The organism is Thiocapsa rosea, from assembly GCF_003634315.1.
GTDB lineage: Bacteria > Pseudomonadota > Gammaproteobacteria > Chromatiales > Chromatiaceae > Thiocapsa > Thiocapsa rosea.
This window is the reverse complement of record NZ_RBXL01000001.1, coordinates 585,144-608,462: the sequence shown is the minus strand read 5'-3', so window position 1 is coordinate 608,462 and position 23,319 is coordinate 585,144. Positions and strand designations below refer to the sequence as shown.

23 protein-coding genes and 2 pseudogenes are annotated in these 23,319 nt (G+C 57.5%); 18 read left to right on the top strand and 7 right to left on the bottom strand.

Annotation, left to right across the window (positions count from 1 at the left end):
- Positions 1-340: 340 nt before the first annotated feature.
- From BDD21_RS02655 to nifH, 7 genes are all read right to left on the bottom strand, one after another.
- Complete coding sequence (locus BDD21_RS02655; RefSeq protein ID WP_120795827.1) at positions 341-610, bottom strand: DUF6129 family protein; 270 nt, start codon at positions 608-610, stop codon at positions 341-343.
- Positions 607-1,314, bottom strand: a complete 708-nt coding sequence (locus BDD21_RS02650) for a dinitrogenase iron-molybdenum cofactor biosynthesis protein (protein ID WP_120795826.1) — start codon at positions 1,312-1,314, stop codon at positions 607-609. The genes BDD21_RS02655 and BDD21_RS02650 overlap by 4 nt, the downstream gene beginning before the upstream one ends.
- A gap of 343 nt (positions 1,315-1,657) precedes the next feature.
- Positions 1,658-1,858 (bottom strand): 4Fe-4S binding protein, encoded by a 201-nt coding sequence (locus tag BDD21_RS02645; protein WP_120795825.1) that lies wholly within the window; start codon positions 1,856-1,858, stop codon positions 1,658-1,660.
- Positions 1,859-1,872: 14 nt separating this feature from the next.
- On the bottom strand, positions 1,873-2,091 hold the full coding sequence (gene nifT / locus BDD21_RS02640; RefSeq protein WP_120795824.1) for a putative nitrogen fixation protein NifT: 219 nt from the start codon (positions 2,089-2,091) through the stop codon (positions 1,873-1,875).
- A gap of 81 nt (positions 2,092-2,172) precedes the next feature.
- Positions 2,173-3,744: a nitrogenase molybdenum-iron protein subunit beta gene (gene nifK / locus BDD21_RS02635; RefSeq protein WP_120795823.1), complete on the bottom strand. Its 1,572-nt coding sequence runs from the start codon at positions 3,742-3,744 to the stop codon at positions 2,173-2,175.
- A 157-nt stretch (positions 3,745-3,901) separates the two neighbouring features.
- The gene (nifD, locus tag BDD21_RS02630; protein ID WP_120795822.1) at positions 3,902-5,386 is read right to left on the bottom strand and encodes a nitrogenase molybdenum-iron protein alpha chain; all 1,485 of its coding nucleotides are present in this window, start codon (positions 5,384-5,386) and stop codon (positions 3,902-3,904) included.
- A 310-nt stretch (positions 5,387-5,696) separates the two neighbouring features.
- Positions 5,697-6,581, bottom strand: a complete 885-nt coding sequence (gene nifH, locus BDD21_RS02625; RefSeq protein WP_120795821.1) for a nitrogenase iron protein — start codon at positions 6,579-6,581, stop codon at positions 5,697-5,699.
- A 178-nt stretch (positions 6,582-6,759) separates the two neighbouring features.
- On the opposite strand from nifH, the gene BDD21_RS02620 reads away from it, so the two are divergent.
- From BDD21_RS02620 to BDD21_RS28475, 18 genes and pseudogenes are all read left to right on the top strand, one after another.
- Entirely contained in the window at positions 6,760-7,608 is an 849-nt protein-coding gene (locus BDD21_RS02620; RefSeq protein WP_120795820.1) for an NAD(+)--dinitrogen-reductase ADP-D-ribosyltransferase, read from the top strand.
- Between the two features lie 103 nt (positions 7,609-7,711).
- The gene (locus BDD21_RS28185; protein WP_211334960.1) at positions 7,712-8,146 is read left to right on the top strand and encodes a hypothetical protein; all 435 of its coding nucleotides are present in this window, start codon (positions 7,712-7,714) and stop codon (positions 8,144-8,146) included.
- A gap of 41 nt (positions 8,147-8,187) precedes the next feature.
- Positions 8,188-9,657: an SH3 domain-containing protein gene (locus BDD21_RS02610; protein WP_170164672.1), complete on the top strand. Its 1,470-nt coding sequence runs from the start codon at positions 8,188-8,190 to the stop codon at positions 9,655-9,657.
- A 435-nt stretch (positions 9,658-10,092) separates the two neighbouring features.
- Positions 10,093-10,389 carry a hypothetical protein gene (locus BDD21_RS27360; protein ID WP_147430982.1) on the top strand — a complete coding sequence of 99 codons (297 nt, stop codon included), beginning with the start codon at positions 10,093-10,095 and terminating at the stop codon, positions 10,387-10,389.
- Positions 10,390-11,092: 703 nt separating this feature from the next.
- Complete coding sequence (locus BDD21_RS27355) at positions 11,093-11,698, top strand: hypothetical protein (RefSeq protein ID WP_147430981.1); 606 nt, start codon at positions 11,093-11,095, stop codon at positions 11,696-11,698.
- A gap of 117 nt (positions 11,699-11,815) precedes the next feature.
- A complete protein-coding gene (locus tag BDD21_RS02605; protein WP_147430979.1) occupies positions 11,816-12,160 on the top strand; it encodes a hypothetical protein in 345 nt (114 codons plus the stop codon).
- Between the two features lie 312 nt (positions 12,161-12,472).
- The gene (locus tag BDD21_RS02600) at positions 12,473-12,796 is read left to right on the top strand and encodes a hypothetical protein (protein ID WP_120795817.1); all 324 of its coding nucleotides are present in this window, start codon (positions 12,473-12,475) and stop codon (positions 12,794-12,796) included.
- Positions 12,797-12,836: 40 nt separating this feature from the next.
- On the top strand, positions 12,837-13,247 hold the full coding sequence (locus BDD21_RS02595; RefSeq protein ID WP_120795816.1) for a hypothetical protein: 411 nt from the start codon (positions 12,837-12,839) through the stop codon (positions 13,245-13,247).
- Positions 13,244-13,420, top strand: coding sequence for a hypothetical protein (locus BDD21_RS27700; RefSeq protein WP_170164671.1), 177 nt, complete (start codon positions 13,244-13,246; stop codon positions 13,418-13,420). Before BDD21_RS02595 ends, BDD21_RS27700 begins: the two co-directional genes overlap by 4 nt.
- 11 nt (positions 13,421-13,431) lie before the next feature.
- Positions 13,432-13,836, top strand: a complete 405-nt coding sequence (locus BDD21_RS27695) for an antirestriction protein (protein ID WP_170164670.1) — start codon at positions 13,432-13,434, stop codon at positions 13,834-13,836.
- A gap of 130 nt (positions 13,837-13,966) precedes the next feature.
- Positions 13,967-16,735, top strand: a complete 2,769-nt coding sequence (locus BDD21_RS02580; RefSeq protein ID WP_147430977.1) for a DNA primase family protein — start codon at positions 13,967-13,969, stop codon at positions 16,733-16,735.
- 405 nt (positions 16,736-17,140) lie between these two features.
- Positions 17,141-18,310 carry a site-specific integrase gene (locus tag BDD21_RS02575; protein ID WP_120795812.1) on the top strand — a complete coding sequence of 390 codons (1,170 nt, stop codon included), beginning with the start codon at positions 17,141-17,143 and terminating at the stop codon, positions 18,308-18,310.
- A 315-nt stretch (positions 18,311-18,625) separates the two neighbouring features.
- A pseudogene (locus BDD21_RS02570) lies at positions 18,626-18,942 on the top strand (NAD(+)--dinitrogen-reductase ADP-D-ribosyltransferase); the annotation flags it as partial.
- Positions 18,943-19,332: 390 nt separating this feature from the next.
- Entirely contained in the window at positions 19,333-20,874 is a 1,542-nt protein-coding gene (istA, locus tag BDD21_RS02565) for an IS21 family transposase (RefSeq protein ID WP_120795811.1), read from the top strand.
- 57 nt (positions 20,875-20,931) lie between these two features.
- Positions 20,932-21,687, top strand: a complete 756-nt coding sequence (gene istB, locus BDD21_RS02560; RefSeq protein WP_120795810.1) for an IS21-like element helper ATPase IstB — start codon at positions 20,932-20,934, stop codon at positions 21,685-21,687.
- A 238-nt stretch (positions 21,688-21,925) separates the two neighbouring features.
- Complete coding sequence (locus BDD21_RS27350; RefSeq protein ID WP_147430976.1) at positions 21,926-22,393, top strand: hypothetical protein; 468 nt, start codon at positions 21,926-21,928, stop codon at positions 22,391-22,393.
- 80 nt (positions 22,394-22,473) lie between these two features.
- A complete protein-coding gene (locus tag BDD21_RS27345; RefSeq protein ID WP_147430974.1) occupies positions 22,474-22,872 on the top strand; it encodes a hypothetical protein in 399 nt (132 codons plus the stop codon).
- Between the two features lie 176 nt (positions 22,873-23,048).
- Positions 23,049-23,306 (top strand): annotated as a pseudogene (locus BDD21_RS28475) (DUF6444 domain-containing protein); the annotation flags it as partial.
- Positions 23,307-23,319: the final 13 nt, after the last annotated feature.

The window sequence follows — 23,319 nt, the reverse complement described above, 5'->3', positions numbered from 1 at the left end:
TGATCGCCCAAGCCGGGCGAAATAAATAGCATGTCGTGAGGATCGATTCGGGTTTGGACACCATCGTCGCCGGCAAGATGAGGTCCGGCCCGGAGCGCGCGGATTTTAACACTGAAGGAGACAAGGCGGCGCGGCGCGAAGGCGTTCGGCGCCGTGCAGGGAGCGGGCGGGTGTCCGGGCGTCTCCCGGCTAGGACCTCGAGCGTTTTCGCGGACATTTCTTGCAGGCTTTGTCCGTCTTGTATCGCTTGCAGCACTTGCTTGATCGCTTGCCCATTGCCGGCCGCCCCGAGTCTGATCAAAACCTGATGGGAGGAGGATGCGGCCCGGCATCGCGCCGGTCAATCTTCCTCTTCGACCTCGGCAAGGACGACACCGGTGGCGTTCGCCGGATCGTCGGTCAAGACCAGGCAATGCTCCCGCCCATCGACGAGGTAGAGGTTGAAGCCGTCGGCGGCGCGTACCGGCTTGCTGACGCCGATATCGTCATCGCTGCAATGGGTGAAGTGGATATCCGCGAAGGCCTCGCGCAAGGCGCCGATGGTCTCCGCGTTGAGACCTGCGCGGCGCACCACCTCCGTGATCTGGTCGAGGCGCTCCTCCGCGATCATGCCGCATCCTCCGAGCGCGCAAACCTGACCCGCTGCTCGGGCGTCTGGCCCATTGCCTTGGCGAGCCAGGGCGGAGCCTTCTCGCCGAGAATGCGCTGCAGGGCGACCATGCGCTCGCGCGCGCTGCCGCCGGCCGCGTCTTTGATGGGGTGGATATCGGTCTTCACGACCTTGGCCGCCGCCGGCCCCCCGATCGAGGCCACGTAGAGCACCTGGCAATCGGCGATCAAGGCGGCGCGCTGGCCGTTCTTGTCCTCGACCGTGCCGGATTCGTCGACCTCGCGCACATCGATCAAACGGACCTCGTCTGCGGAGACCTGGTAGACCAGGAAATGCCGTGCGGCCCCGAAGTGTCCGTCGAGTTCATCCCCGCCGTTCGACGCACAGGCGACGCGGACCGAGCCCGGCATGTCGCCCTCGGTATAGGGCTCGATCGGCGGAGCCGGGGCGACCGTTTGACCGGTCTCGCCCTTGAGGATAGCCAGTATGGACTTGAGCAGATCCGCATCCAGATCCGCCAGCTCGCCGTCCGCAGCCTGCTTGAGATCCTTCACCCGCAGGGTGTCCAGCGTGGTCGCGGTGGGCGGCAGGCCCACAGCATCGGCGAGGACGCGAATCAAGCGTGCCGGATCCGGTTCGGGCAGCGTGCGTGCGGCCAGGCCGATGCGCAGAGCGATATCGTCGGTAAGAGAGTCGTTTGACATCGGATTAGACCCAGTCTGATTCGTAATGAAGCCGGTCGCAAGCCTCGAGCACAATACGATTGCGCCAAAGCTCAACCGTAGGATGGGTAGAGCGCAGCGAAACCCATCCTCCCGCCACCCAACGCTAACCCGTAGGATGGGTAGAGCGCAGCGAAACCCATCCTCTCGCCACCCAGCGCTTACCCGTAGGATGGGTAGAGCGCAGCGAAACCCATCCTCTCGCCACCCAAACCCACAGACCGCCTGCAGCAACGAACCGACCAGGTTCAGACCTGATGACGCCGGAGTCTGGAGGATGGGTTTCGCCGTGCTCTACCCATCCTACGTCCTTGTTCGATAATCATCACGCCGGGACGATGCAGTCCTCTTCCATGCAGGCATCGAGACACTGGGGCACGCCGGGCTCGCCGTCGCCCTCGCACTCGCTGCAGGTGCCGGCATCGATCCGGTAAACACCCTTCCAGGCCGTGATGGATTGCGTCGGGCACAAAGGCTCACAGTCACCGCAGGCGGTGCAGAGCTCACGTACGATTTTCAGGGCCATGTCAGTTCTCCTGATTACTCTTCGCCGCGCTTAAAACGCAGCGTCGTCGGAAATGCGGGGGGCGGGCTGATCGGGTCGATATACCAACGCGACCCGTCCGTCAGCTCCACCTCGCCGCCCCATTGTTCGGCGTCATCCAGCTCCACGGAGGCAATCGTCTCCTCCATGTCCTTTTTTGCGACATAGAAGAGCAGGTCTCCCGCGTCGCTTTTACGAATCATCACATTGGGCATCAGTGGGTTGCCTCTCGTCGTCTTGAATGGGTCTGCCGAACGTTCAGCTCTCGGGCGGCGCACCGCGCCGCCCGAGCGGGACTATCTCACCAGGTCGTAGTTGTAGTCCGTCACGCCCATCTCGCGCGTCTCGTCGTCCAGACGCTCGAGGACCGCGTTGACCAGGGTCGTGAGGATGTACATGCCACCCTCGTAGCCCATGGTGGTCATACGGTGCAGATGGTGCCGATCGAAGATCGGGAAGCCGATCCGGATCAAGGGGACCTCATGCTCCTTGCCCTTGTGCAGGGTGTCGCGCTGGATGAACTTGCCGTAGCTGTTGCCGATCATGAAGTCCGGCTTGTCGGTGAAGCACAGCGAACGGAAGTGCCAGAGGTCGGAGCTGGTGTAGACCTTGCCTTCCTTGCCGTAGGGCGACGAGGCAAGGACACCTTCAACCTCTTTCTTCCAGCGCTTGTTGGCGTGGTTGCAGAGGATATGCGTCGGCTCGGCACCCAGCTCGAGCAGGAACTTGGTCATTCCGAGGACGAAGTCGGCATCGCCGTAGAGCGCGAACTTCTTGCCGTGCAGCCAGGTGTGGCTGTCGGTCATCATGTCGACCAGACGGCCGCGCTCTTTCGCCAGGGACTCGGGGATCGGCTTGCCGGTCAACTCGGAGACCTTCATCAGGAACTCGTCGGTCCACTCCAGACCCATCGGGATCTTGATGGCGTTGACCGGGTGCTTCCAGGTGATCTCGGCGTACTTGCGCGTCTTCGGCAACTGCCAGGGCTGCAGCAGCAGGGTGTCGATCGCGTTCGGCGCGTCCTTCACCTCGGAGATGCTGGTGCCGCCATCGTACATGCGGTACTCGCCGTCGGCCGGGGTGTCGAGCACCTCGGTCGGGTCGCACAGCAGGCTATAGTCGACGCCCATCTCCTGCATCATGCGGTGCATGACGCGGTAGTTGCCGAGATAGGTCTCGAAACCGGGGACCAGGTTGATCTTGCCGTTGGAGCCGACGACCTTGTCCTCCATGGCATTGATCGTGAAGTAGCGGATGATCCCCTCGAACATGTTGTCCCAGCCGGTCGTATGGCTGCCGACAAAGCTCGGGGTGTGCGCGAACGGGGTCGGGAACTCGGACGGGACGTACCCTTCCTTCTTGGCGTTGCCGATAAAGGCGTTGAGGTCGTCGCCGATGACTTCGGCCATGCAGGTGGTGCTGACCGCGATCATCTCGGGCTTGTACAGGGCCTTGGCGTTTTCCAGCCCTTCCATCATGTTCTTCTGGCCGCCGAAGACCGCTGCGTCTTCCGTCATGGAATCGGACACGCAGGCGATCGGCTCCTTGAAATGACGGTTGAAGTAGGTGCGGAAATAGGCCACGCAGCCCTGCGAGCCATGCACGTAGGGGAGCGTCTTCTCGAACCCGAGCGCGCAGAGCACGGCGCCGAGCGGCTGACAGGCCTTGGCCGGGTTGACGGTCAGGGCCTCACGCTTGAAGTTGAGTTCCTGATACTCCTTGGTCGTGGTCCACTGAAAGACCTCTTCGATCTTCTCGTCGGAGTGGCGCTCTTCCACGCCGTCGCGCTTCTTCGCAAGGTTGTCGACATAGTCGGCATCCCTGAACAAGGGATAGCTGGGTTTGATCTGGTCGATGTGTTGGCTCATGGGTGTGCTCCTGCCGCGCCGCTAATCCGCGGACGACGACATGCTTGGGACTGAGTTCGGTGTCTTTTTCGAGCCGCCAGCCTCCAGCCGCCGGCCTCCAGCCGGTTGCCGGCGACGAAAGGCGGGTGGCTGGCGGCTGGTGGCCGGAGGCTCGAGATCAGGCGCTGGCGGCCAGCGGTGCGGCCTCTTGCTCGGCGGATTGCTGCCAAGGTGCCTGCATCTGCTTCCAGCAGGGGTTGTTGATCGTCATGTCCATGTCGCGGGCGAAGATGGCGAAGCCGTCATAGCCGTGGTACGGACCCGAATAGTCCCAGGAGTGCATCTGGCGGAAGGGGATGCCCATCTTCTGGAAGATGTACTTCTCCTTGATGCCGGAGCCGATCAGGTCGGGCTTGACCTTCTTGACGAACTCTTCGAACTCGTAGCCCGTGATGTCGTCGTAAAGCAGGGTCGCGTTGCCCATTTCCTTGATGGTGCGGTCGTAGTCGTCGTTGTGGGCAAACTCGTACCCGGTGCCGACCACTTCCATGCCGAGGTCTTCATAGGCGCCGATGACGTGGCGCGGACGCAGACCGCCGACGTAGAGCATGACCCGCTTGCCTTCCAGACGCGGGCGGTACTTGGCGATGATCGCCTCGTACTCGGCCGTGTATTTCGCGATCACCTGCTCCGCGTTGGCCTGGATGGTCTCGTCGAAGAAGGCGGCGATCTTGCGCAAGGACTCGGCGATCTTGGTCGGGCCGAAGAAGTTGTACTCCATCCACGGCACCCCGTACTTCTCTTCCATGTGACGGGAGATGTAGTTCATGGAGCGGTAGCAGTGGATCAGGTTCAGCTTGACCTTGGGGGTCAGCTCCATCTCCGAGAGGGTGCCGTCTCCGGACCACTGAGCCACCACGCGCAGACCCATCTCTTCGAGCAGGATGCGCGAGGACCAGGCGTCGCCGCCGATGTTGTAGTCGCCGATCACGGCCACGTCGTAGGGACCGATTTGGAAGGACTCGTCGCCGTCACGGTTGCCGATGACCCAGTCGCGGATCGCGTCGTTGGCGATGTGATGACCCAGGGACTGGGACACGCCGCGGAAACCCTCGCAACGCACCGGCACGACCGGCTTGTTCAGCGCCTTGCTCTGCTTCTTGGCGACCGCCTCGATGTCGTCGCCGATCAGGCCGATCGGACACTCGGACTGGATGCTGATGCCCTTGCTCAGCGGGAAGAGACCTTCGATCTCGGTGATCAGCTTGTCGAGCTTCTTGTCGCCGCCGAAGACGATGTCCTTCTCCTGGAAATCCGAGGTGAAGTTCATGGTGCCGAAGGTGTTCACGCCGGTCATGCCGACGTAGTAGTTGCGACGACCGGCGCGCGAATAGGCACCGCAGCCGACCGGGCCGTGCGAGATGTGGATCATGTCCTTGATCGGACCCCAGACCACGCCCTTGGAGCCGGCGTAGGCACAGCCGCGCACGGTCATGACACCGGGCAAGGACTTGCGGTTGGAGGTGATGCACTTCTTGGACTGCTCGACCGATTGGTCGTTGACCGCCAAATGCTTGGCGCGGTCTTTCTTCGCCTTCTCAGGATAGACCTCGAGCACCTCTTGGATGAGTGCCTGGGTCTCTTCGCGAGTCAATGCTGACATACTGGCTTTCCTCGATTCGGCGCCGCGGCAAATCCGCCGACGGTCGCGCGTTGAGAAATGGATGAACAAGGGAGCGCGGCATCGATCCGCCGCGTCCATTCAAAACAACAATCCCCGCAGGAAACCTGCTCCGGCATAACCTGCGTTGTCTTCATAGAAGCGAGACCTCGCTTCCCACACCCGTCATCGCCAAGCCACGCCAACTCATCAATGAGTTTTCAATCATCCTGAACCGCGCCCCACCGAGGGCAGCAGGGATCACCAAGGCCCAATCCCTACGAAGACATCACATGTCACCGACAAGCGCGGTTCAGGCAGCAACCGCTTCTTCTTCCGCGGTCTTGCCGACGATGCTCTCGTCCTCGCCGTCCATCAGACCGAAGTCCATCAGCAGATCTTCGAGCGCATCCATGGTGATCGGCGTGGGGATCACGAACTTCTTGTTTTCGATGATCTTGTTGGCCAGGTCGCGATACTCTTGGGCCTGCTTGGACTTGGGGTCGTACTCGATGACCGTCATGCGGCGGATCTCGGCACGCTGAACGACGTTGTCGCGCGGTACGAAGTGGATCATCTGAGTGCCCAGCTGACGGGCCAGCTCCATGATCAGCTCGTCTTCGCGGGCGGTGTTGCGGCTGTTGCAGATGAGGCCGGCCAGACGCACCGAGCCGGAGCTGGCGTACTTCACGATACCCTTGGCGATGTTGTTGGCCGCGAACATGGCCATCATCTCGCCGGAGCATACGATGTAGATCTCTTGCGCCTTGTTCTCGCGGATCGGCATGGCGAACCCGCCGCAGACCACGTCGCCGAGCACGTCGTAGAAGACGAAGTCCAGATCATCTTCGTAGGCGCCTTCCTCTTCGAGGAAGTTGATGGCCGTGATGACACCGCGACCGGCGCAACCCACGCCCGGCTCCGGGCCACCCGACTCGACGCACTTGATGTTGCCGTAGCCGACCTTGAGCACGTCTTCCAGCTCGAGGTCTTCGACCGAGCCGGCATCGGCCGCCATCTGCATGATGGTATTCTGTGCCTTGGCGTGCAGGATCAGACGGGTGGAGTCCGCCTTGGGGTCACACCCGACGATCATGACCTTCTTGCCGAGCTCGGCGAGACCGGCTACGAGGTTCTGAGTGGTGGTGGACTTGCCGATTCCGCCTTTGCCGTAGATGGCACATTGACGCATAGCCATGGATGGTCTCCTGTAGGTCCGCTCTCGCGGGCGTTGAACAAATTTGCCTCACGAGCCTTAAGGCAAACCATGTGCCAACCACGCCAATGCGCTCCATAATACTGTTTTAAATGGAGTTTCGTATCGCCTACGGATGTCGCCGGTTTGGTGGCATCCCCGACAAAGCCGCAAGGCATGTATGGACAACAACCGACAAACCGAACAACCGCCACCCGCCACGCTCCCGGCCAACGCCCGTCTCCCCATCAATCGCTGCAACCTGCCGGCCGTGATCCTGGGCAGCCTGACCTACCAGCAACACCCGGTCCCCCTGGAGCTCGACGGTATCCGCCACTTCCACGCGGACCTCTTCCGCACGCTCGCGCCGATCCCGCAACACGCGGCACGCGCTCAAGCCTTTCAGGACTACGTCAGCGCCCACTTCCTTCTTGATCATCTCGACGAGGCCGGACTCGCGAAGGGAAAGACCAAGAAGAAACGGGTCAACGCCAACTACCTGCGCATGGCGCGCGGCTGGTCCTTCGACTCGGACGGCCGCGAAGGCGCCATCCTCAAACGCTGGGTCGAGAGCCGCTTCGGCCTGCTCGCCCGACACCACGCCGGCCCGCTCCAAGGACGTAACAGCGAGGCGTACCAGCACTACGTCGCCGAGGGCACCCGCGGCCTCTACGCCACCAACGCCCTCGAGGCCCAGCTCGACCTCCTCTATACCTATTGTCAGTACGAGCTCCTCCAGGCTCACCCCGAAGAGACCCACCTCAGCCTCTACCGAGGCATCAACCGCATCGACGAGCACGAGATCCTCGAAACCCTCGGCAGCGGGCGCTATCGCGTCCTCTTCAACAACCTCAACAGCTTCACCAGCAGCCGCGAGCGTGCCGACGAGTTCGGGGACTACATCCTGATCGCGGAGGTACCTTTGCCGAAGATCTTCTTCTTCAATCGGTTGCTGCCGGGGATGCTGAAGGGGGAGGATGAGTTTGTGGTGGTTGGGGGGGTGTATGAGGTTTCGATTAGTACGCTTTGACGGGGGCGGGGAGTAGGAAGAGGATGGGTGATCTGCGACCTGACGACCGCGTCCGGAATCCTGTGCTATATTTCCCGCACACGCCACGGAGGAAACAAACGTCATGGACTCGACGAAGACAGCAAGAGCCGAACCACCTGGAGATCGAGGGGTTCGGTATTTTTGTTGCCAAGCTTTTGGCTTACGGCTGGTTCCGGAGACACCCTCAGATGGTTATCCTGACCTGTCCGGGCCAATGCCGCTGCCTGATACCGGCGAGACCCAGGGCGACCGTATCCTGGGCGTCGGTTATGTCTTCTACAATGTGCGTGTGAAAAACTCCGCCGCTGTCCGGGGTAAGCGCGGGGGTTTTCGGATCATTTATTACCTGCATACAGCCGATGATATCCTGTTGGTGACGATCTACTCGAAGTCCGAGCAGGCAGAGATCACCGCCGCGGAGCTGAGCGGATCCTCGCAGGATCTTAGGCGCAGCGGAAGAAGTGATTTCAAGACCCTATGTCTCCACCAATTCCCTAGACATCAAGCCACCAACTGAAATTTAGCAAACGGATGCAACGAAAACCGTTGTCGAAACGAATGACCCTGGTCATCGCGTTTCTGTTCAGCCTCACGCTGCTGTCTTGCGAAACGAGCAACACGCAAGCGATTACTTTGGTTCAGCAATCGATTGTCGAACTCGAAGGAGCCACGACCACGATCGAGGACTGGGCGGCAGCGGTGGCCGGTGCCAGAGGATCGTTGCAGTGGAGGGCAGGTATTCCCGCGCGCGAAGATGTCGCAACAAGCCTGAGACTCGTGCAGCTCGACATCCAGCGCACGTTCAAAGGACAGGCGAAGAAAGCGACGATCCAATGGCTCGTGAACCTCAGCACGCGGTATATCCAGCCAACGGCGATCGAAATCGACGGTGAAGCCCAGAATCTCTTGATCGGATTTGCGACCTTGGAGCTTTGGCAGTGGATGAACCTTGTTGCGCCGAGAGACGACGAGACGGTCCCGGTTCCAAACGACGAGCAGAGCTTGCTACTTGCTGATCAGCAGGCTGAGGCTGAGGCTGCGCCGAAGCCCGAAGTTCCAACTCCGGCCAACGTCGTAGCCGCTGCACAGCCGGACGTAACACTCCAGGATCACGTCAGCGGGCCAGGAACGGCGTCCCTGTCGCCAGTCTATATGGTGGTGGGTCCCCTTTCTCCGGGTGACGCGCTTAACGAGCGCGCAGCACCATCTGCACAATCTGCTGTCATCGACCGTTTGGCTCCTGGGACATTGGTGACAGTCGGCGAAAGACGCGTTGTTGGTGATACTGCATGGCGCGAGATCGCCGGTGACGGCGGCGGATGGGTCGCCGAGCGTTATCTGCGGCCCGCCGAGTTTGAAACCATCGGGTACTCTTTGACCCCGGTTGCCGGAAGTTGCAGCGGGTTCGAGCCTTACTGGTTCCTGAACTGGACGCGCACAGCTTTGTCCGTTGAAGTCGATGGCATGCGTGAGCAACACCCCATTACCTCGGTCGAACTTGCACAGGGTTACACTTACGGCCTCCTGATCGCCGGCAAAAACCCTTCAAACCGCATAACGTTTCGATTCGAGGCTGATCCCTGCCCCGATCTCCCAGTCGACGGGTTTATGTTCGGTCGAGGGACGTTGACCATCACGCGTGACGGGAAGACGCGTTGGTTCGTGGGGTGCTGTACGCCAGATTCGGCCGCGGTGCGAGGTACTGCTCTTGCCGATACAATAATGCAGAATATGCAAATGCCGCCAAATACCAAATTTCCATTTCCAGACGGTTACTATTGCGATGATACCATATCCATGGATGACGCAATCCTCGTGATAGAGTACCCGAACATCGGGTACCCGCTCGCTGATTATGGATGCAAAATTGATCATCACTCGGAGATCGACAAAGGGTTCCTTGTAGAACAGTTATGCGGTGCCACCGAGGATAATCGGGATCCCAAACGTGAAGAGCATTGGAAGCTCTCCGATAAGAAATCCGTGATATATGTTGATGGGACAAGATTAAGAGAATGCAGCTATTAGCAAGGTGTCAAGTAAGGGCGCGAAGTCTAATAGTGCCGATTGAAGCACCTGGTTTTTTATCCTTGGCATACTCAATAAATGGAAATAGCGTCTTTGACCCGACGACGACAGAACAACTCAAGCCTAATGGATCCAGCGATAGCCGATCATTCGAGGACTTCGGATTTATTGCGGCTCCCTATGAGGATGTGCCTTTAGGATCTCATGGTGGGGTAGAAAGAATGGTATCGACATATGCCAATACCATGGATAAAGCAAGCGCGTACGTCGGATCAATCATGAACGGTGAAGCAGTAAGTCCAAGTTCTTGAGTTAACCAGAGTCATGATTCATGGAGCCCAACCAGATTCTCCGTTCTGGACGCCAATTTCTTTGGTGCAAGCAGCAAATAAATACAGGCTATGAGCAAAATTCATAGAATATGGGTGCTCCAAAATGATAGAAGAAATATCTCTGGTTCTCGGCGCGGCTAAGTCTCTGCTTGGTTTGGCAAAAGAAACGAAAGACCTCTTGCCTGATAGCAAGAGCAAGGAAGAAATTGAGAGAGCAATCGCCAAAGCAGAAAAAGACCTTGCCATAGCAGAATCATCTACGGCGCAAGAACTCGGTTTTGATCTATGCAAGTGTACATTCCCTCCTCAAATAATGCTTTATGATAATTCATCCGGCAATAATGTTTGCCCAAGGTGCCATAACACTACTATGGCCAAGCCTAGAATATATATCGATTAACCCGTAGGCCAGTTCTGGTGCCGTGGCGCTGCGCACTAAGAATTGCGGTTCAGCCATCCATCGGCTCCTGTCGCCTTCAGGTTTCGAGAAAGGCTTGAGCTTAGGGCGGGCTCTCCTGCCGGCAAGATGGCCACAGATTAGCCAGCAAAGGCCGCGGGGTCACCATTTAGCTGACCCCGATCAATGGCACGACCTCTTTTCTCGCATCCATGCACGCGTGTGACGGTCGGGAAGTGCGACATTGGTACCGTCGACGTGCCCGCGCTTCTCGTTGAGAGGCCGCGGAGTGACTCCGATCCGCGCCAGTTTAACGGCTTCACAGGATTTGGCGCCACGCCCCCTAGTTCATCTGAGCCCGACAAAATTACAGATGCCCCGGAAAGGTCCAAGTCGACCACGACCGCCTCCGGAATCCCGTGCTATAGTTCCCGCCCACGCCATGGAGGGAGCGAACGTTATAACGACAGACCAAGCCAAGCTGCCTGGAGCATCGAGGGGTTCGGCTTTTTTGGCTATAGCATAGAGTCAAACCGAACCTTACACATGATCCTGACGATAGCGCCCACACTTGGGATTTATTTCGATGCGGCGCACACTTTCTCGATTCTGAAGCTTGGTTATGATAGTCAATGTTAGGCCGACCGCTTGTTTGACACTGAATACAATACTGACTCTAAATATTAGATCCGAAGGCGGACTATAAATGGCGAACTGCTATCAGTGCGGGGCGCATATTGCGCCAAACCAAGGATGTCGCCGAAAAGTTGCGACCGGGAATAGCATCGGTCTTTCGTTTGGGCGCCGAATCACTCCCTCAGTGCGAGCCTACTATGGCCCTCGGACACTCTGCCTTTATTGTGCTGCACAATATGACCAGGCCGAGAAAAAGAAAACGAAGGCTATCCTTATAATATTGGTTGGCATCGTCTCGTTATGGCTTTTTGGTATGTGGAGCGACACCCAAAACACATCAAGAACATTTGATTACGATGCAGCTGAAAAATTAGATTTGAGCAATAATGATGCCCCGACGATCGCATTTCCAGTAGCGTTGGAACCTATTTCGGTCAAGATCGAGAACCTGAACTGCTACCCGATAGATTTTTACATTAATCACGAACTGGCCGCAAGTGTTCCCTCGGGTATGGCTCGCGTTGCAATCACTCGGCCCGGACCGCTTGAAACAAAATTGTGCCATGCTGATACGTCGACCTGCGGCAACGCTGTCATTATCAACTGGCGCGAAGGTATGACCTACACGATCGCTCGACATGAAAGTTGCTATAAGCAGAACGCTGCCCTAAGGTAAATGCAAGGGCGCTTTCTAACTACGACTCCTTTCCTTATTAAGTGTACGTGGGACTAGGCTCGTGTGGTCCAGCCCATGAGATGATGCCTGTAATCAATAACACGTTAGGTGCTCGCCATGATGATCGAAATTGACATTGAAACGTATGACAGAGAACTCAAATTTGATATGGCTGGTGTCGAAGGGTATCTTACATCAGGAACTATTGTTGAAATTCCCGGTGGACTCAAGGTGAAATACGATGGCGCTCTTATGCGCAAAGCGTTTGGCTTTCCCGAAGTTTTGCAATTAATTGTTGATGCCAGCACAAATGTTGAACTTGGCTTGCTTGCGGCTTGGCTTTACGACAAGGCCAACGGTAAGAAGGTCGAAACGATTACTATAAATCGCAAAGTAGTTACACTGATAACTCGAGATGGAATCCTTCAAGTTCTCGAAGAAGAAATTAAAACCGATAAGTAATGTAACTGAAGTTTCCGCAATTCGGAGGAGCTTTGTTCATAAGCGCGGCCAAGTCCGAGTCCGAAGGTCAGAGTCACGAAGGTCCACTAAAAGGGGTCCTAAAAGAGTCAGGTTTAATTTCTGCCAAACTTCCCCCATGCCCAGACGTCCCCGAGTCCATCTTGAAGGTGTGCCGTTGCTCTATATGATGCCTTTGGAAATCTAATGTCGACTACGACAAACCCCTAACACAGCTCACCAATAAAGGGCCTCTACTGCCCTACCATCTCAATACCCGCTTCGGCGGGTTTTTTTTTGCCTGGAGAAAATACCATGCTGCGCTTCACGTCGCACGACGACCTTCCGGAAGCCCACCCGGCCTACCCCCTGATCCGGGACGCCATCCAGTCCTTCAGTCACCCGGAGTACAACCCCGAGGAGGAGGGCTTCGTAGTCCTGATCGAGCCCGATGACGTCCATCGGCCCTTCTGGGGTGATCACTACCTGCACACCATCCCATGGGAAGCGATCCAGTATCAGGTTGGCTATTTCAGGGCGGTCTTCATTCCCAACAACGAGTTCAGCTTAGTGGTCCTGATCCCTGATGCGCCTTGGGTCAATGGCCCGCTGAGGGAGGTGATCGACGCAAACCTGTAACACGGCAACAAAGCCAACTTACATGAAGAGGACTTATGCAATGGCAACAAAGAAACCTGTATCAAAACCGATCCGTGTCCTGAAGGTCGGTACCTGCCCCAGTCTCAGCGGGGCATCGAACCTTGCTTATCACGTCGGCTATGACACCGAGATCCGCTTTCGGATCTGGGGCAACTCCGGGGGCGGCCTGTTCGGTCGGGAGTGGGTGAGCTGGAGCACCCTTGAGGCGGCACTGGAGAGCCCGGTCACAGCCGGAACGCTCAAGCGGGCAGGGGTCTGCAAGGGCAAAAGCGCCAATACCCCCGGCTTCTTGCTGGCGGTCCTGAAGGCTGAAGGTCTGGTGGTGCCCCTGGAGACCGGAGGGCATACGAAGGCGGATCCGAGCGGCTTCCTGACGGAGATCGGGAAACTCATCGATGCCGGGACCGATATCGAGGTTCCGACGCGATGAGCATCCTTGCCGGAGCGTTGATGCTGATCGGGATGATTTCCTCAGCCGCCCCCAGGACACGGGGCTTGGCCCTGATCGCACTGGGGTTCCTGCTCTGGATGAATCCGGGAATCTTCGTCGCGGCCCTGATCCTGAGCGGCATCTTTTGGTACGCAGTGAGCCGAACCAAGTAGGAGACACAACAATGACGACACGTACGATGGTACCGACCGAGAAGCGGGTCCACCATGCCGCCGAGATCTTCGGGCGCTACTTCTCCTATCCGGTGGAACCGACGATCTATACCGTCGCTGATAGGCTCAGTGCCGACTACCAAGGCGGTTACTGGACCTTCTGGGCGCTCGACAACCAAGGCTTCTACATGGCTCCGGACGTCGAGGAGACCTTCGCGGTGATCTGCGAGAACGGTTTCGAGGGGTCGCTGTCCGCCGATGCCTTCGGGATCACATGCTGTCTGTACACCTACAGCGACTTGAGTTTCCAAAAGGATCGGGGTTTGGCGTGCAGGTGTGCCGAGCAGTACCACCGACTGCGGGTGTATGTCTACGACCATCCCGAAGCGGAGGGCATCCTTCGGGCCACCGACTGAGGCTGAGACGGCCCTAGGCTGGAGTTTCCAGCTTGGGGCAACGGACACGTTGGCGCTTGCCCAACATACGGTCTCTGCGTATCTTCGGAGCAGTCAAACATCTTTCTTCAACCCAATCACGAACGCCCTCATGACGACATCAATAAGCACCCCTTTTTCCCTAACCGTTTTCACCGGTGAAACAGGATCCCGATTGACGAAAAGCTATCGACTCTCCGAAGACGGGAAAATCATTAAGGACGGACAACCATTCTTTATCGAAGGCCATGCCGAAACGGTTTCGCTCCAATCGCTGTCGGATCTCGCCGAGGTGATTGACAATCTAAAGCAACATCAGTGTATCGCAACCGGTGTCTTTGATGTTCCGAAGTGTCGTGTCGTCACCAAGGATGCTCTTGATGAAAACGCTGTTGCCTCCGGTGTCAGAGCGCGATCGAAGGACTATATGAAACAACCGGAAATCGGTGTGGTGCTTTTTGACTACGATCCCAGCCTGAATATGCCAGACCGTCTGAGACAATACACTCCGACACAGGTTATTGATACGATAAGAGCGGACTTACCGGAACTTAGGAAGGTCGGCTATATAGGACGTGCAAGTAGTTCATCAGGCGTTCACGAGACAAATCAACAACCCGGCATGCCGAAAGGCTTTCATATCTACTGCCTATTCAAGAATAGCGATCTTAAGGCGCTCAAGACATATCTGGAGGTCAAACTCTGGAATGAGGGATACGGTTACATCGAGTTTGCCAGAAACGGCGCACTCTTGGTAAGGACACTTATTGATCTTGCAGTCCTCAGTCCGGAGCGGTTGATCTACGAAGCTGCCCCGATTCTCGGGTCCGGACTATCGAGAGAGCCAAGCCCCTGGAAAGAGGGGAAGGGCGGTCCAATCGACTGCGATCTGAATCTGACCGAAGAGGAAATCTGCGAATACAGAGACAAAGTGGAAACTGCGAAAGCAAAGGCTCAAGAACAGTCACTGAGGCACAAGGAAGCCTACCTCGAAGAGAAAGCATCTCAACTGGCTTCTGATCAACAGATCCCGTTGGACGAGGCAAAACAACGGATCTCCGTGGAGTATCGCCAAGAGGGTGAACAGATCTTTCTCCCGTCCAACTTTATTCTAGAAGTTAAAGGGAAGGCACTGACATTCGGTGAATTGTTGGAGCGGGCCGATCTTGATGGCGCAACCATGCCAGATCCCATTGAAGGACGTGCTTATGGCACATCGACCGCTAAATTTTACTACAACAAGGGTCTCAATCCTTGCGTCAACTCGTTTGCGCATGGCGGGCAGGTCTACAGGCTCGAGGACTCATTCAATGAAATTTCGGAGCTTCAGGTAGAAGAAGCGCCGCAAGATGATTTGATGAAAGCACAGAATCTCGTCAACAGCATCTTGGACGACGTTGAAGGAGATGTGGGTATTGTTTTTAGAGATGACGTCATAGCTGCGCTGCGAACAATCAAACATCGAGATCCCCCAGATTACGAGCGCCTCCGTACTCTTTTTAAGAAACTCAATCCGGGGGTTTCGGTTCAGAAGTTGGATAAACGCACTGCCTCAAGATCGAGTACGGGCAAGTCGACGCACGACGGTTATGCACGAGAACTCCTCCAGATCTACACAGTCGAGTCGTGGGGGCCAATTGGGTATGAGGATCAGCTTTATGTCTTAAACGCCGATACTTCGGTATGGGTCTATGTTGAGAGCAACGAACTCATCAAGACTGTCTCTCAAGAGTTCGATGGGCAGCCAAATTGCACTCGGTCGAACGACTACAAAGATATTGTAAAGCATGCCATTACCATATCGAGCCAACCGGGATTTTTCGATGATTCACCAACGGGCGTGGCATGTTCGGAAGGATTTTATCGCGTCGAAGCAGGTCGGATGATCAGGGAGGATTTATCGCCGTCTCATCGACAGCGCCTCCGTTTGGACTATACGCCCAAAGAGATTCCGATACCAAGATTCGATCAGTTTCTTGCAGAGACGTTCGGCGTTGAGGATGAGGAAGAGCAAAGGCAGCAAGTGCAAGTTGTACAGGAAATCTTCGGTGGGATTATGCTTGGGATTCTGCATCGGTATCAGAAAGCCGTCCTTTTCTATGATCCGATCGGTCGAGCCGGCAAAGGAACGATTGTGGACATCATCAAAAGCCTATTGCCGAGACGATTTATCACATCTGTGTCTCCCTATAAATTCGACGAAGAATACTATCTGGCAAGCATAATGACATCGCGACTGAATGTTGCGGGGGAGTTGGATAGCAAAAAGACCATTCCGGAAAACGTCCTTAAGATGATCACGGGTGGTGATGATATCACTGGGAGACACCCGGCCGGTCGACCTATGACGTTTAAGAGTCAGGCGGCGCAGTTGTTTATGAGTAACCACATGATCCGAACCTCGGACAAAGGAGAGGCGTTCTTTGCCCGATGGCAATTTGTCGAGTTTCCGAATAGCCGACTCCGTAGCAATCAGCCGCTGGACCCCGATCTAGCGCAGACAATCATCAGTGAAGAGCGGTCGGGTATTGCGTTCTGGGCGCTGCAAGGAGGTATTCGTCTTCTGGAACAAAAGCATTATAGTCCATCTAAGGCCCATGATCGACTCATGAAGAATTGGCGTCGATGGGCCGACAGCCTTGTGTATTTTATTCAGGAAGCTTGCGAGACCGGCGATAAGGAATTCTCGCTCAAGCGTAGCGACTTTTATAGTGCATATGAACAGTGGTGTGATGAGTTTGGGATAACTCCTGATAGGAAGCGGGATGTCATGGATCGGATTTTGAAGTTTCCCGAATTTGCTATTACGTCCAGAAGAACGAATGGATATGACATGTATTACGGGGTCAAGCTTAAAGCATTTGAGAAAATTGAAGTCTAAAACACGTCCTTGTTAAAAATGCCCCGGAACGTCGCCGGGGTTCAGTGAGTCCAGGGAGCGTTTTCGGCCTGCCCCGGAGTTCAAAGCGGGAGTAGCCATCAAAGGTCCGTGCCCCTCCGTCCGTTTTAGACGGGGTCCACCCCCCAAAAAACGTTCCCTAAGCTCACTGGGGCCGCCACTGCGCATTTCGCCACGACAGCCTCATTCTGGACGGAGAGCGGGGCTCGAAAACACTCCCTGAACTCCCTGGCGTCTCAAACTGCCCCCTCAGGGCCACCCCCGTTGCGCCCCAGTACGACCCCCATGCCCCCCGCACCGCCGCCCCAGCGGGCCGCTCCGTCGCGTGTTCGGATGATTCAGATTCCATCAACCCAGTATGCCGAGTGACATCGGCAGGAGACACCTATGCCCGTCGTCAGGCTCGATGCCGCTTTTGTCAGAACCGCAATCTGCCCCCAAGGCAAGTCCAAGATTGACTACTACTCCGACAGCTTGCAAGGCTTCATCCTGGAGGTCAGAGCCACCGGCAACAAAACGTACTATCTGCGGTACAGAGACACCTTCGGTCGGCTCCGAGCCCAGAAGATCGGCAGTGCAGATGCCGTGTCCTTCGAGAAGGCCCAGAAGGCTGCGATCCAGCTCAAGGCCAAGATCACCTTGGGCGAAGATCCCGGCAATGAGAAGAAGCGCTTAAAGCAGATCCCGACCTTGGAGGAGCTGATCCGCGATCGCTACATGCCCCACATCCAGACCGCCAAACGCAGACCGGACTTCGATGAAGGAATCATCCGACTGCATCTCCTGCCCAAGTTTGGGCGCTATCGGCTGGCGGAGATCGACGCCGAGAGTATCCAGGCATGGCATCAACTGAAATCCGCCTCGGGATTGAGCCCTGCGTACTGCAACGCCATGGTCGGCGTGCTCAGACGGATCTTCAATCTCGCCAAGCGATGGGGCGTACCGGGAGCGGAGGTCAATCCCACGGCCAATGTCACGCTGCTGGAGGTCGACAACATCAAGGAGGTCTACCTGACGGCAGAGCAGACGGAGCGCTTGATCACGGCGGTCAACAACAGCAGCAACACCCAGCTCCGGTACATCGTGCCCCTCCTACTGCTCACCGGAGCGCGCAAACGGGAACTCCTGGATGCCAAATGGGAGGATATCGATCAGGACCGCCGGGAATGGAGGATTCCCATAACCAAGAGCGGGAAGCCCCGGAAGGTGCCCCTGTCCAAAATGGCCATCGAGGTCTTCGAGACGGTGCCCAGGTTCCCGGACTGCCCGTATGTGGTCCCGAATCCCGCAACCCTGCAGCCCTTCAAATCGATCTGGGGAAGCTGGACATCCGCCCGGACGCAAGCAGGAATGCCGGGGCTCAGGCTCCATGACCTTCGGCACTCGTTCGCGTCGGCCCTGGTCAATGCCGGGCGCAGCATCTATGAGGTCCAGAAGCTCCTCGGACATGCCAAGGTCACGACGACCGAGCGCTATGCCCACTTGGCGAATCAGACCCTACTGGACGCGACGGATGCAGCAGCACACGTGACCGGAATCACTGTTTCCGGACATTGACACCAAGCCCGCCGACTTGGTTGATCGAGAACGCGGGCCTTTATGATCCACTTAAGAGATTCAATCTGGATCAAGAATAAGGGATCACTTGGAGATCCTTCGAGAACCCTTGAAGACCCTTTTGGACCTGGATTGAAGGTCTCTATCGAGCCTGTCCGTCGTGAGACATCATTAACTTAACAGGCAAGACGAGACATCAACATCTGATGTGTCGGAACTTCCCCGACACGGTGGGATATCTGTGGGTTCACGAAGCGATGACGGACAGGTTCCACGGATGGCCTTGGGTATGCTCGACGTGACCGAGCGGGCAACACTGATTGTCAGTACGAGCTCCTCCAGGCCCACCCGGAGGAGACCCACCTCAGCCTCTACCGCGGCATCAACCGCATGGACGAGCACGAGATCCTGGAGACCCTCGGCGGCGGGCGCTACCGCGTCCTCTTCAACAACCTCAACAGCTTCACCAGCAGCCGCGAGCGTGCCGACGAGTTCGGGGACTACATCCTGATCGCGGAGGTGCCTTTGCCGAAGGTCTTCTTCTTCAATCGGTTGTTGCCGGGGATGTTGAAGGGGGAGGATGAGTTTGTGGTGGTTGGGGGGTGTATGAGGTGAATATCAGTACGCTTTGAGTCGGCTGGCTTGGGCGGCGGCGGTGGGACGGTGGTGGGTGATCTGGCGGGGGCGAACTCTAGGCAGCGTCCGTGATCCTGATCAATGAAGTACTCTGAAGAGCGATCAGTCCGTGTTGTCGGCGCGTGCACGACCTGTTAGCGTCCCCGGTGGCACCGTCGTCTACCGTGATAATAGCCCTTCCGCTCAGATAGGAAGGTGACCTGCGTATTCCGGCCCAATCCGGCCACCCATTCTGATTGAAAGCGGCCACCCATTCTGGTTCAAACCGGCCACCGATTCCGGCTGAATCCGGCCACCGATTCCGGTTGATCCGGCCACCCCGGCCGGGGTCTCGCCACACGGGATAACCCTGCGTAGGGTGCCTCCTCTTTTCAGGAGGTGCTCAGATGCCAAGACAGAGGTTATCCATGCGAAAAGTCGAAGAGGTGTTGCGGTTGAAATGGGGTTCCGGGCGGTCGGTGCGGGAGATCGCCCGTGCGCTCGGTATCGGGCGAACAACGGTGTCGGAGTACTTGGATCGGGCCGAGGCGGCAGGGCTGTCCTGGCCGTTGCCCGAGGGTCTGAGTGCGGGCGAGTTGGAGCGGCGGCTGTTCAAGCCGGGCGGGCGCCCCGCCGAGCGCGGGCTGGTCGAGCCCGACTTCGATGTCGTTCACCGGGAGCTGCGGCGCAAAGGCGTCACGCTGTTCCTGCTCTGGCAGGAGTACCGCGAGCGCCATCCCGAGGGCTATTCCTACAGCCAATTCTGCGCCCGCTACAGCGTCTGGAAGGGTCGGGTGGATGTGGTCATGCGCCAAACCCATCGGGCCGGGGAGAAGCTCTTCGTCGACTACGCCGGGCAGACGGCGGCGGTGATCGACCCCGACAGCGGGGAGATCCGCACCGCGCAGATCTTCGTGGCGGTGCTCGGGGCCTCCAACTACACCTATGCCGAGGCGACCTGGACGCAGACGCTCCCCGACTGGATCGGCGCGCAGGTGCGCGCGCTGAACTTTCTCGGCGGTTGCCCGGACATCATCGTTCCCGACAATCTGAAAAGCGCCGTCAGCAAGGCCCACCGTTACGAGCCGGATCTGAATCCGACCTACCAGGATTTCGCCGCCCATTACGGGCTGGCGGTGATCCCGGCACGGGTGCGCAAACCTCGGGATAAGGCCAAGGCCGAGGGCGGCGTGCTGTTGGTCGAACGTTGGATCCTGGCGCGCCTGCGCCATCAGGAGTTCTTCTCCCTTGCCGAGCTCAACGGGGTCATTGCCACCCACCTGCAGGCGCTCAATACCCGTCCCTTCAAAAAGCTCGACGGCTCGCGCCTGAGCCAATTCGAGGCGATCGATCGCCCGGCCCTGCGCGCGCTGCCGGCAACTCCCTACGAGTACGCCGAATGGCGCAAGGCACGGGTGGCGCCGAACATTCACATCGAGGTCGACGGGCACCACTATTCGGTCCCGCACGCCCTGGTCAAGCGCCAGGTCGACGTGCGCATGACCACCACCACAGTGGAGGTCATGCACCAAGGCCAGCGGGTCGCCAGCCATGTCCGCAGCGCCCGTCGGGGCGGCTATACCACGGTGACCGACCACATGCCGGAGCGCCATCAACGCGCCCTGGAGTGGACCCCGGAACGCCTGCAGCGCTGGGCGCACACCATCGGCCCGGCCACCGCTGCCGTCACCACGCAACTGCTCGGCGCGCGGCGCCATCCACAACAGGCCTTCAATGCCTGTTTCGGGGTGCTGCGCCTGAGCACGGCCTACAGCGAGGCCCGCCTGGAGGCGGCCTGTGCACGCGCGCTCACCCTCGGCACCGTCAGCTACAAAAGCCTCGCCACGATCCTGGAGAAAGGGCTTGATCAGCGGCCCTTGCCGACCCCCGATCAGCAGAGTTTGCCGCTGGATCACGCCAATCTGCGCGGCGCCGACTACTACCACTAACCGTCACCATGACCCCGTCGAACGACGGGGTCCTCACCCGTTACGGAGACCAGCGCCATGTTGCTTCACCCCACCCTGGAGACCCTCGCGCAACTGCGCCTCGACGGCATGCTCAAGGCTCTGCAGGAACAACTCGAGATGCCGGAGATTCAAACCCTGAGCTTCGAGGAGCGCCTCGGCCTGCTGCTCGATCGCGAGCTGAGCACGCGCGAGAATCGACGCCTCAAGACCCGGCTGAAACAGGCCAAGCTGCGTGAGCCGGCCGCCATCGAAGATCTCGACTACCGCACGCACCGCGGCCTGGACAAAGCCCTGATGAGCCGCCTGGCGACCGGTCAGTGGATCGGCGAGCACCTCAACGTCATCCTCACCGGGCCGACCGGCGTCGGAAAAACGTGGATCGCGTGCGCACTGGCCCACAAGGCCTGCCGCGACGGCTTCACCGTGCGCTATCTGCGCCTGCCCCGGCTGCTGCAGGATCTGGCGATGGCCCGCGCCGAGGGCCGCTACACCAAGCTGCTCGCCGAACTGGCGCGCACTGAGCTGCTGGTCCTGGATGACTGGGGATTGGCCCCTTTGAACGACGAGCAGCGGCGCGATCTGCTCGAAATCCTCGACGACCGCTTCAAGACGCGCGCCACCCTGGTCACCAGCCAACTCCCGGTCGCCCTTTGGCATGACTACCTCGGCGATCCGACCCTCGCCGACGCCATCCTCGATCGCCTCGTGCACTGCGCCTACAAGATCAATTTGACCGGAGACTCGATGCGCAAACACTCCACCGGGTTGACAGACGATCCCGCCCTCGCGTAACTACACCCATCCCGTGTCGCGGGGCCGCTTCGGACCGGCCGCTTTCCTTCGGACTGACTGGCTGGATTGAATCAGAACCAGTGGCCACTTTCCTTCGGACCGGGTGGCCACTTTCGCCGGAATACGCAGGTGACCCAGGAATCGTCTGGGCAATCTTTCCTGACTGAGATGGATTTCGCCTATTTCACCTGACCGACACTCTGTTTCATCAACTGTTAGGGCAAGAATAAAGACTTCAATGAGAAAGTTTGTTTGGGATACATCAGCAATCGTAAATATCAAGGAGCCTAACTCTGATGGGTATTCGCCTGCACATAGCTTTTACAAAGATTTGAATGATGGCTGGGTAGAAGGAGAGTATTTGAATATTTTTCCAGCATTAGCCGTATTTGAGGTAGAGGCAACTGTTTCAAAAAAGCATCGTAACCGTCAGCCCATACTGCGGGAATTTTACCTCATGGGCGAAAATGCGATTCTATATGATGTAGGCCGAGAGTTAATATCGAAGTGCGTTGATCTCTTCACGCTTGATGGTTTCGATACGCTGCAAGGGGCTGATCTTGTCTTCGCCTGCATTGCGTATATAGAAGACGCTTACTTGATAACCATGGATCGAAAATTGGCAATGCACGCATCCAAGCAAATTAAGGTCATTGATCTAAACGAAAGCATCGATTCAGAAAACTATCGTAGCTTATTCGAGTAAGGCCTTAAACAGCGCGCTCGTTTGGGACGCTGCGCCGCGTACCACAGCTTCACCGTTAATTTCTAAACAAGGAGCCCTCTGTGAATCAAGTCATCGCTGAATTTTGTGTAAAAACCTACTCATTTCTGTTGCCCGTTGCTTGGGTCGGCATCGCCATAGTTGTGCTCGTATTGCTTCCAATGGCGTTGTTTCGCGCAACACGTCCTGCCGCTGGTACTGGGATTTTCTTTTCATCTTATTTGTTTGGCCTCACAACGTGGTTTCTCGGAGCAACCGTCACATTTGTAACTTGGGGATGGGTTGGCCTGCTTATTGGTCTATTCATTGCTGGTGTTGGGGTCGTTCCAATTGGTATTCTTGCGGCATTTATTTCACTTAAAGAACCAGCCTTGGGATTCTCGCTGATCGTAATGTTAGTTATAGTGTTTGCAACACGCATGGGCGGTATGGCACTGGTTGAATCGAACGGCAAGGTATAACATGGTGCTCAACACGGACCTGAATAAGAGGGTCGTAACTGCTGAGAGCTGAAACTCGGTTCTAATCTTCAAGGCTTTCACGTTGCCAGGCGCTTAATGCATCTCCCTCGATTTGATTTTCCGTAACTGTTCAGGTCAGCTTGCCAAACAATCCCCTGGGGCGGTAAGTTTGCGACATGCCTAAGACGCCACCGACAACCGACCGCCCCGACAGCAAAGATGCCGAGCTGACGCGGTTGCGAGCGCAGAACGCCGAGCAGGCGAAACAGATCGCCGAACTGCTCCAGCGCATCCGCGATTTGGAAGCGCGCTTGGGCAAGGATAGCCACAACTCCAGCAAGCCCCCATCCTCGGACCCGCCGTTCAAGAAACCGCCGCCGCGCTCGCGCCGCGTGCGCAGCGGCATGAAGCCCGGTGGTCAGAAGGATCATCCCGGTGCCACCCGAG

Bases quoted from the DNA above. Each gene is read 5' to 3' on its own strand.
- BDD21_RS28185 (WP_211334960.1), top strand. From the start codon at position 7,712: ATGGACTCGACGAAGACAGCAAGAGCCGAACCACCTGGAGATCGAGGG.
- nifK (WP_120795823.1), bottom strand. From the start codon at position 3,744: ATGAGCCAACACATCGACCAGATCAAACCCAGCTATCCCTTGTTCAGG.
- BDD21_RS02595 (WP_120795816.1), top strand. From the start codon at position 12,837: ATGGCAACAAAGAAACCTGTATCAAAACCGATCCGTGTCCTGAAGGTC.
- istB (WP_120795810.1), top strand. From the start codon at position 20,932: ATGTTGCTTCACCCCACCCTGGAGACCCTCGCGCAACTGCGCCTCGAC.
- BDD21_RS02605 (WP_147430979.1), top strand. From the start codon at position 11,816: ATGATGATCGAAATTGACATTGAAACGTATGACAGAGAACTCAAATTT.
- nifH (WP_120795821.1), bottom strand. From the start codon at position 6,581: ATGGCTATGCGTCAATGTGCCATCTACGGCAAAGGCGGAATCGGCAAG.
- BDD21_RS27695 (WP_170164670.1), top strand. From the start codon at position 13,432: ATGACGACACGTACGATGGTACCGACCGAGAAGCGGGTCCACCATGCC.
- BDD21_RS02620 (WP_120795820.1), top strand. From the start codon at position 6,760: ATGGACAACAACCGACAAACCGAACAACCGCCACCCGCCACGCTCCCG.
- BDD21_RS02575 (WP_120795812.1), top strand. From the start codon at position 17,141: ATGCCCGTCGTCAGGCTCGATGCCGCTTTTGTCAGAACCGCAATCTGC.
- BDD21_RS27350 (WP_147430976.1), top strand. From the start codon at position 21,926: ATGAGAAAGTTTGTTTGGGATACATCAGCAATCGTAAATATCAAGGAG.
- BDD21_RS27360 (WP_147430982.1), top strand. From the start codon at position 10,093: ATGATAGAAGAAATATCTCTGGTTCTCGGCGCGGCTAAGTCTCTGCTT.
- nifT (WP_120795824.1), bottom strand. From the start codon at position 2,091: ATGCCCAATGTGATGATTCGTAAAAGCGACGCGGGAGACCTGCTCTTC.
- BDD21_RS02655 (WP_120795827.1), bottom strand. From the start codon at position 610: ATGATCGCGGAGGAGCGCCTCGACCAGATCACGGAGGTGGTGCGCCGC.
- BDD21_RS02645 (WP_120795825.1), bottom strand. From the start codon at position 1,858: ATGGCCCTGAAAATCGTACGTGAGCTCTGCACCGCCTGCGGTGACTGT.
- nifD (WP_120795822.1), bottom strand. From the start codon at position 5,386: ATGTCAGCATTGACTCGCGAAGAGACCCAGGCACTCATCCAAGAGGTG.
- BDD21_RS02580 (WP_147430977.1), top strand. From the start codon at position 13,967: ATGACGACATCAATAAGCACCCCTTTTTCCCTAACCGTTTTCACCGGT.
- istA (WP_120795811.1), top strand. From the start codon at position 19,333: ATGCCAAGACAGAGGTTATCCATGCGAAAAGTCGAAGAGGTGTTGCGG.
- BDD21_RS27355 (WP_147430981.1), top strand. From the start codon at position 11,093: ATGGCGAACTGCTATCAGTGCGGGGCGCATATTGCGCCAAACCAAGGA.
- BDD21_RS27700 (WP_170164671.1), top strand. From the start codon at position 13,244: ATGAGCATCCTTGCCGGAGCGTTGATGCTGATCGGGATGATTTCCTCA.
- BDD21_RS02650 (WP_120795826.1), bottom strand. From the start codon at position 1,314: ATGTCAAACGACTCTCTTACCGACGATATCGCTCTGCGCATCGGCCTG.
- BDD21_RS02600 (WP_120795817.1), top strand. From the start codon at position 12,473: ATGCTGCGCTTCACGTCGCACGACGACCTTCCGGAAGCCCACCCGGCC.
- BDD21_RS02610 (WP_170164672.1), top strand. From the start codon at position 8,188: ATGACCCTGGTCATCGCGTTTCTGTTCAGCCTCACGCTGCTGTCTTGC.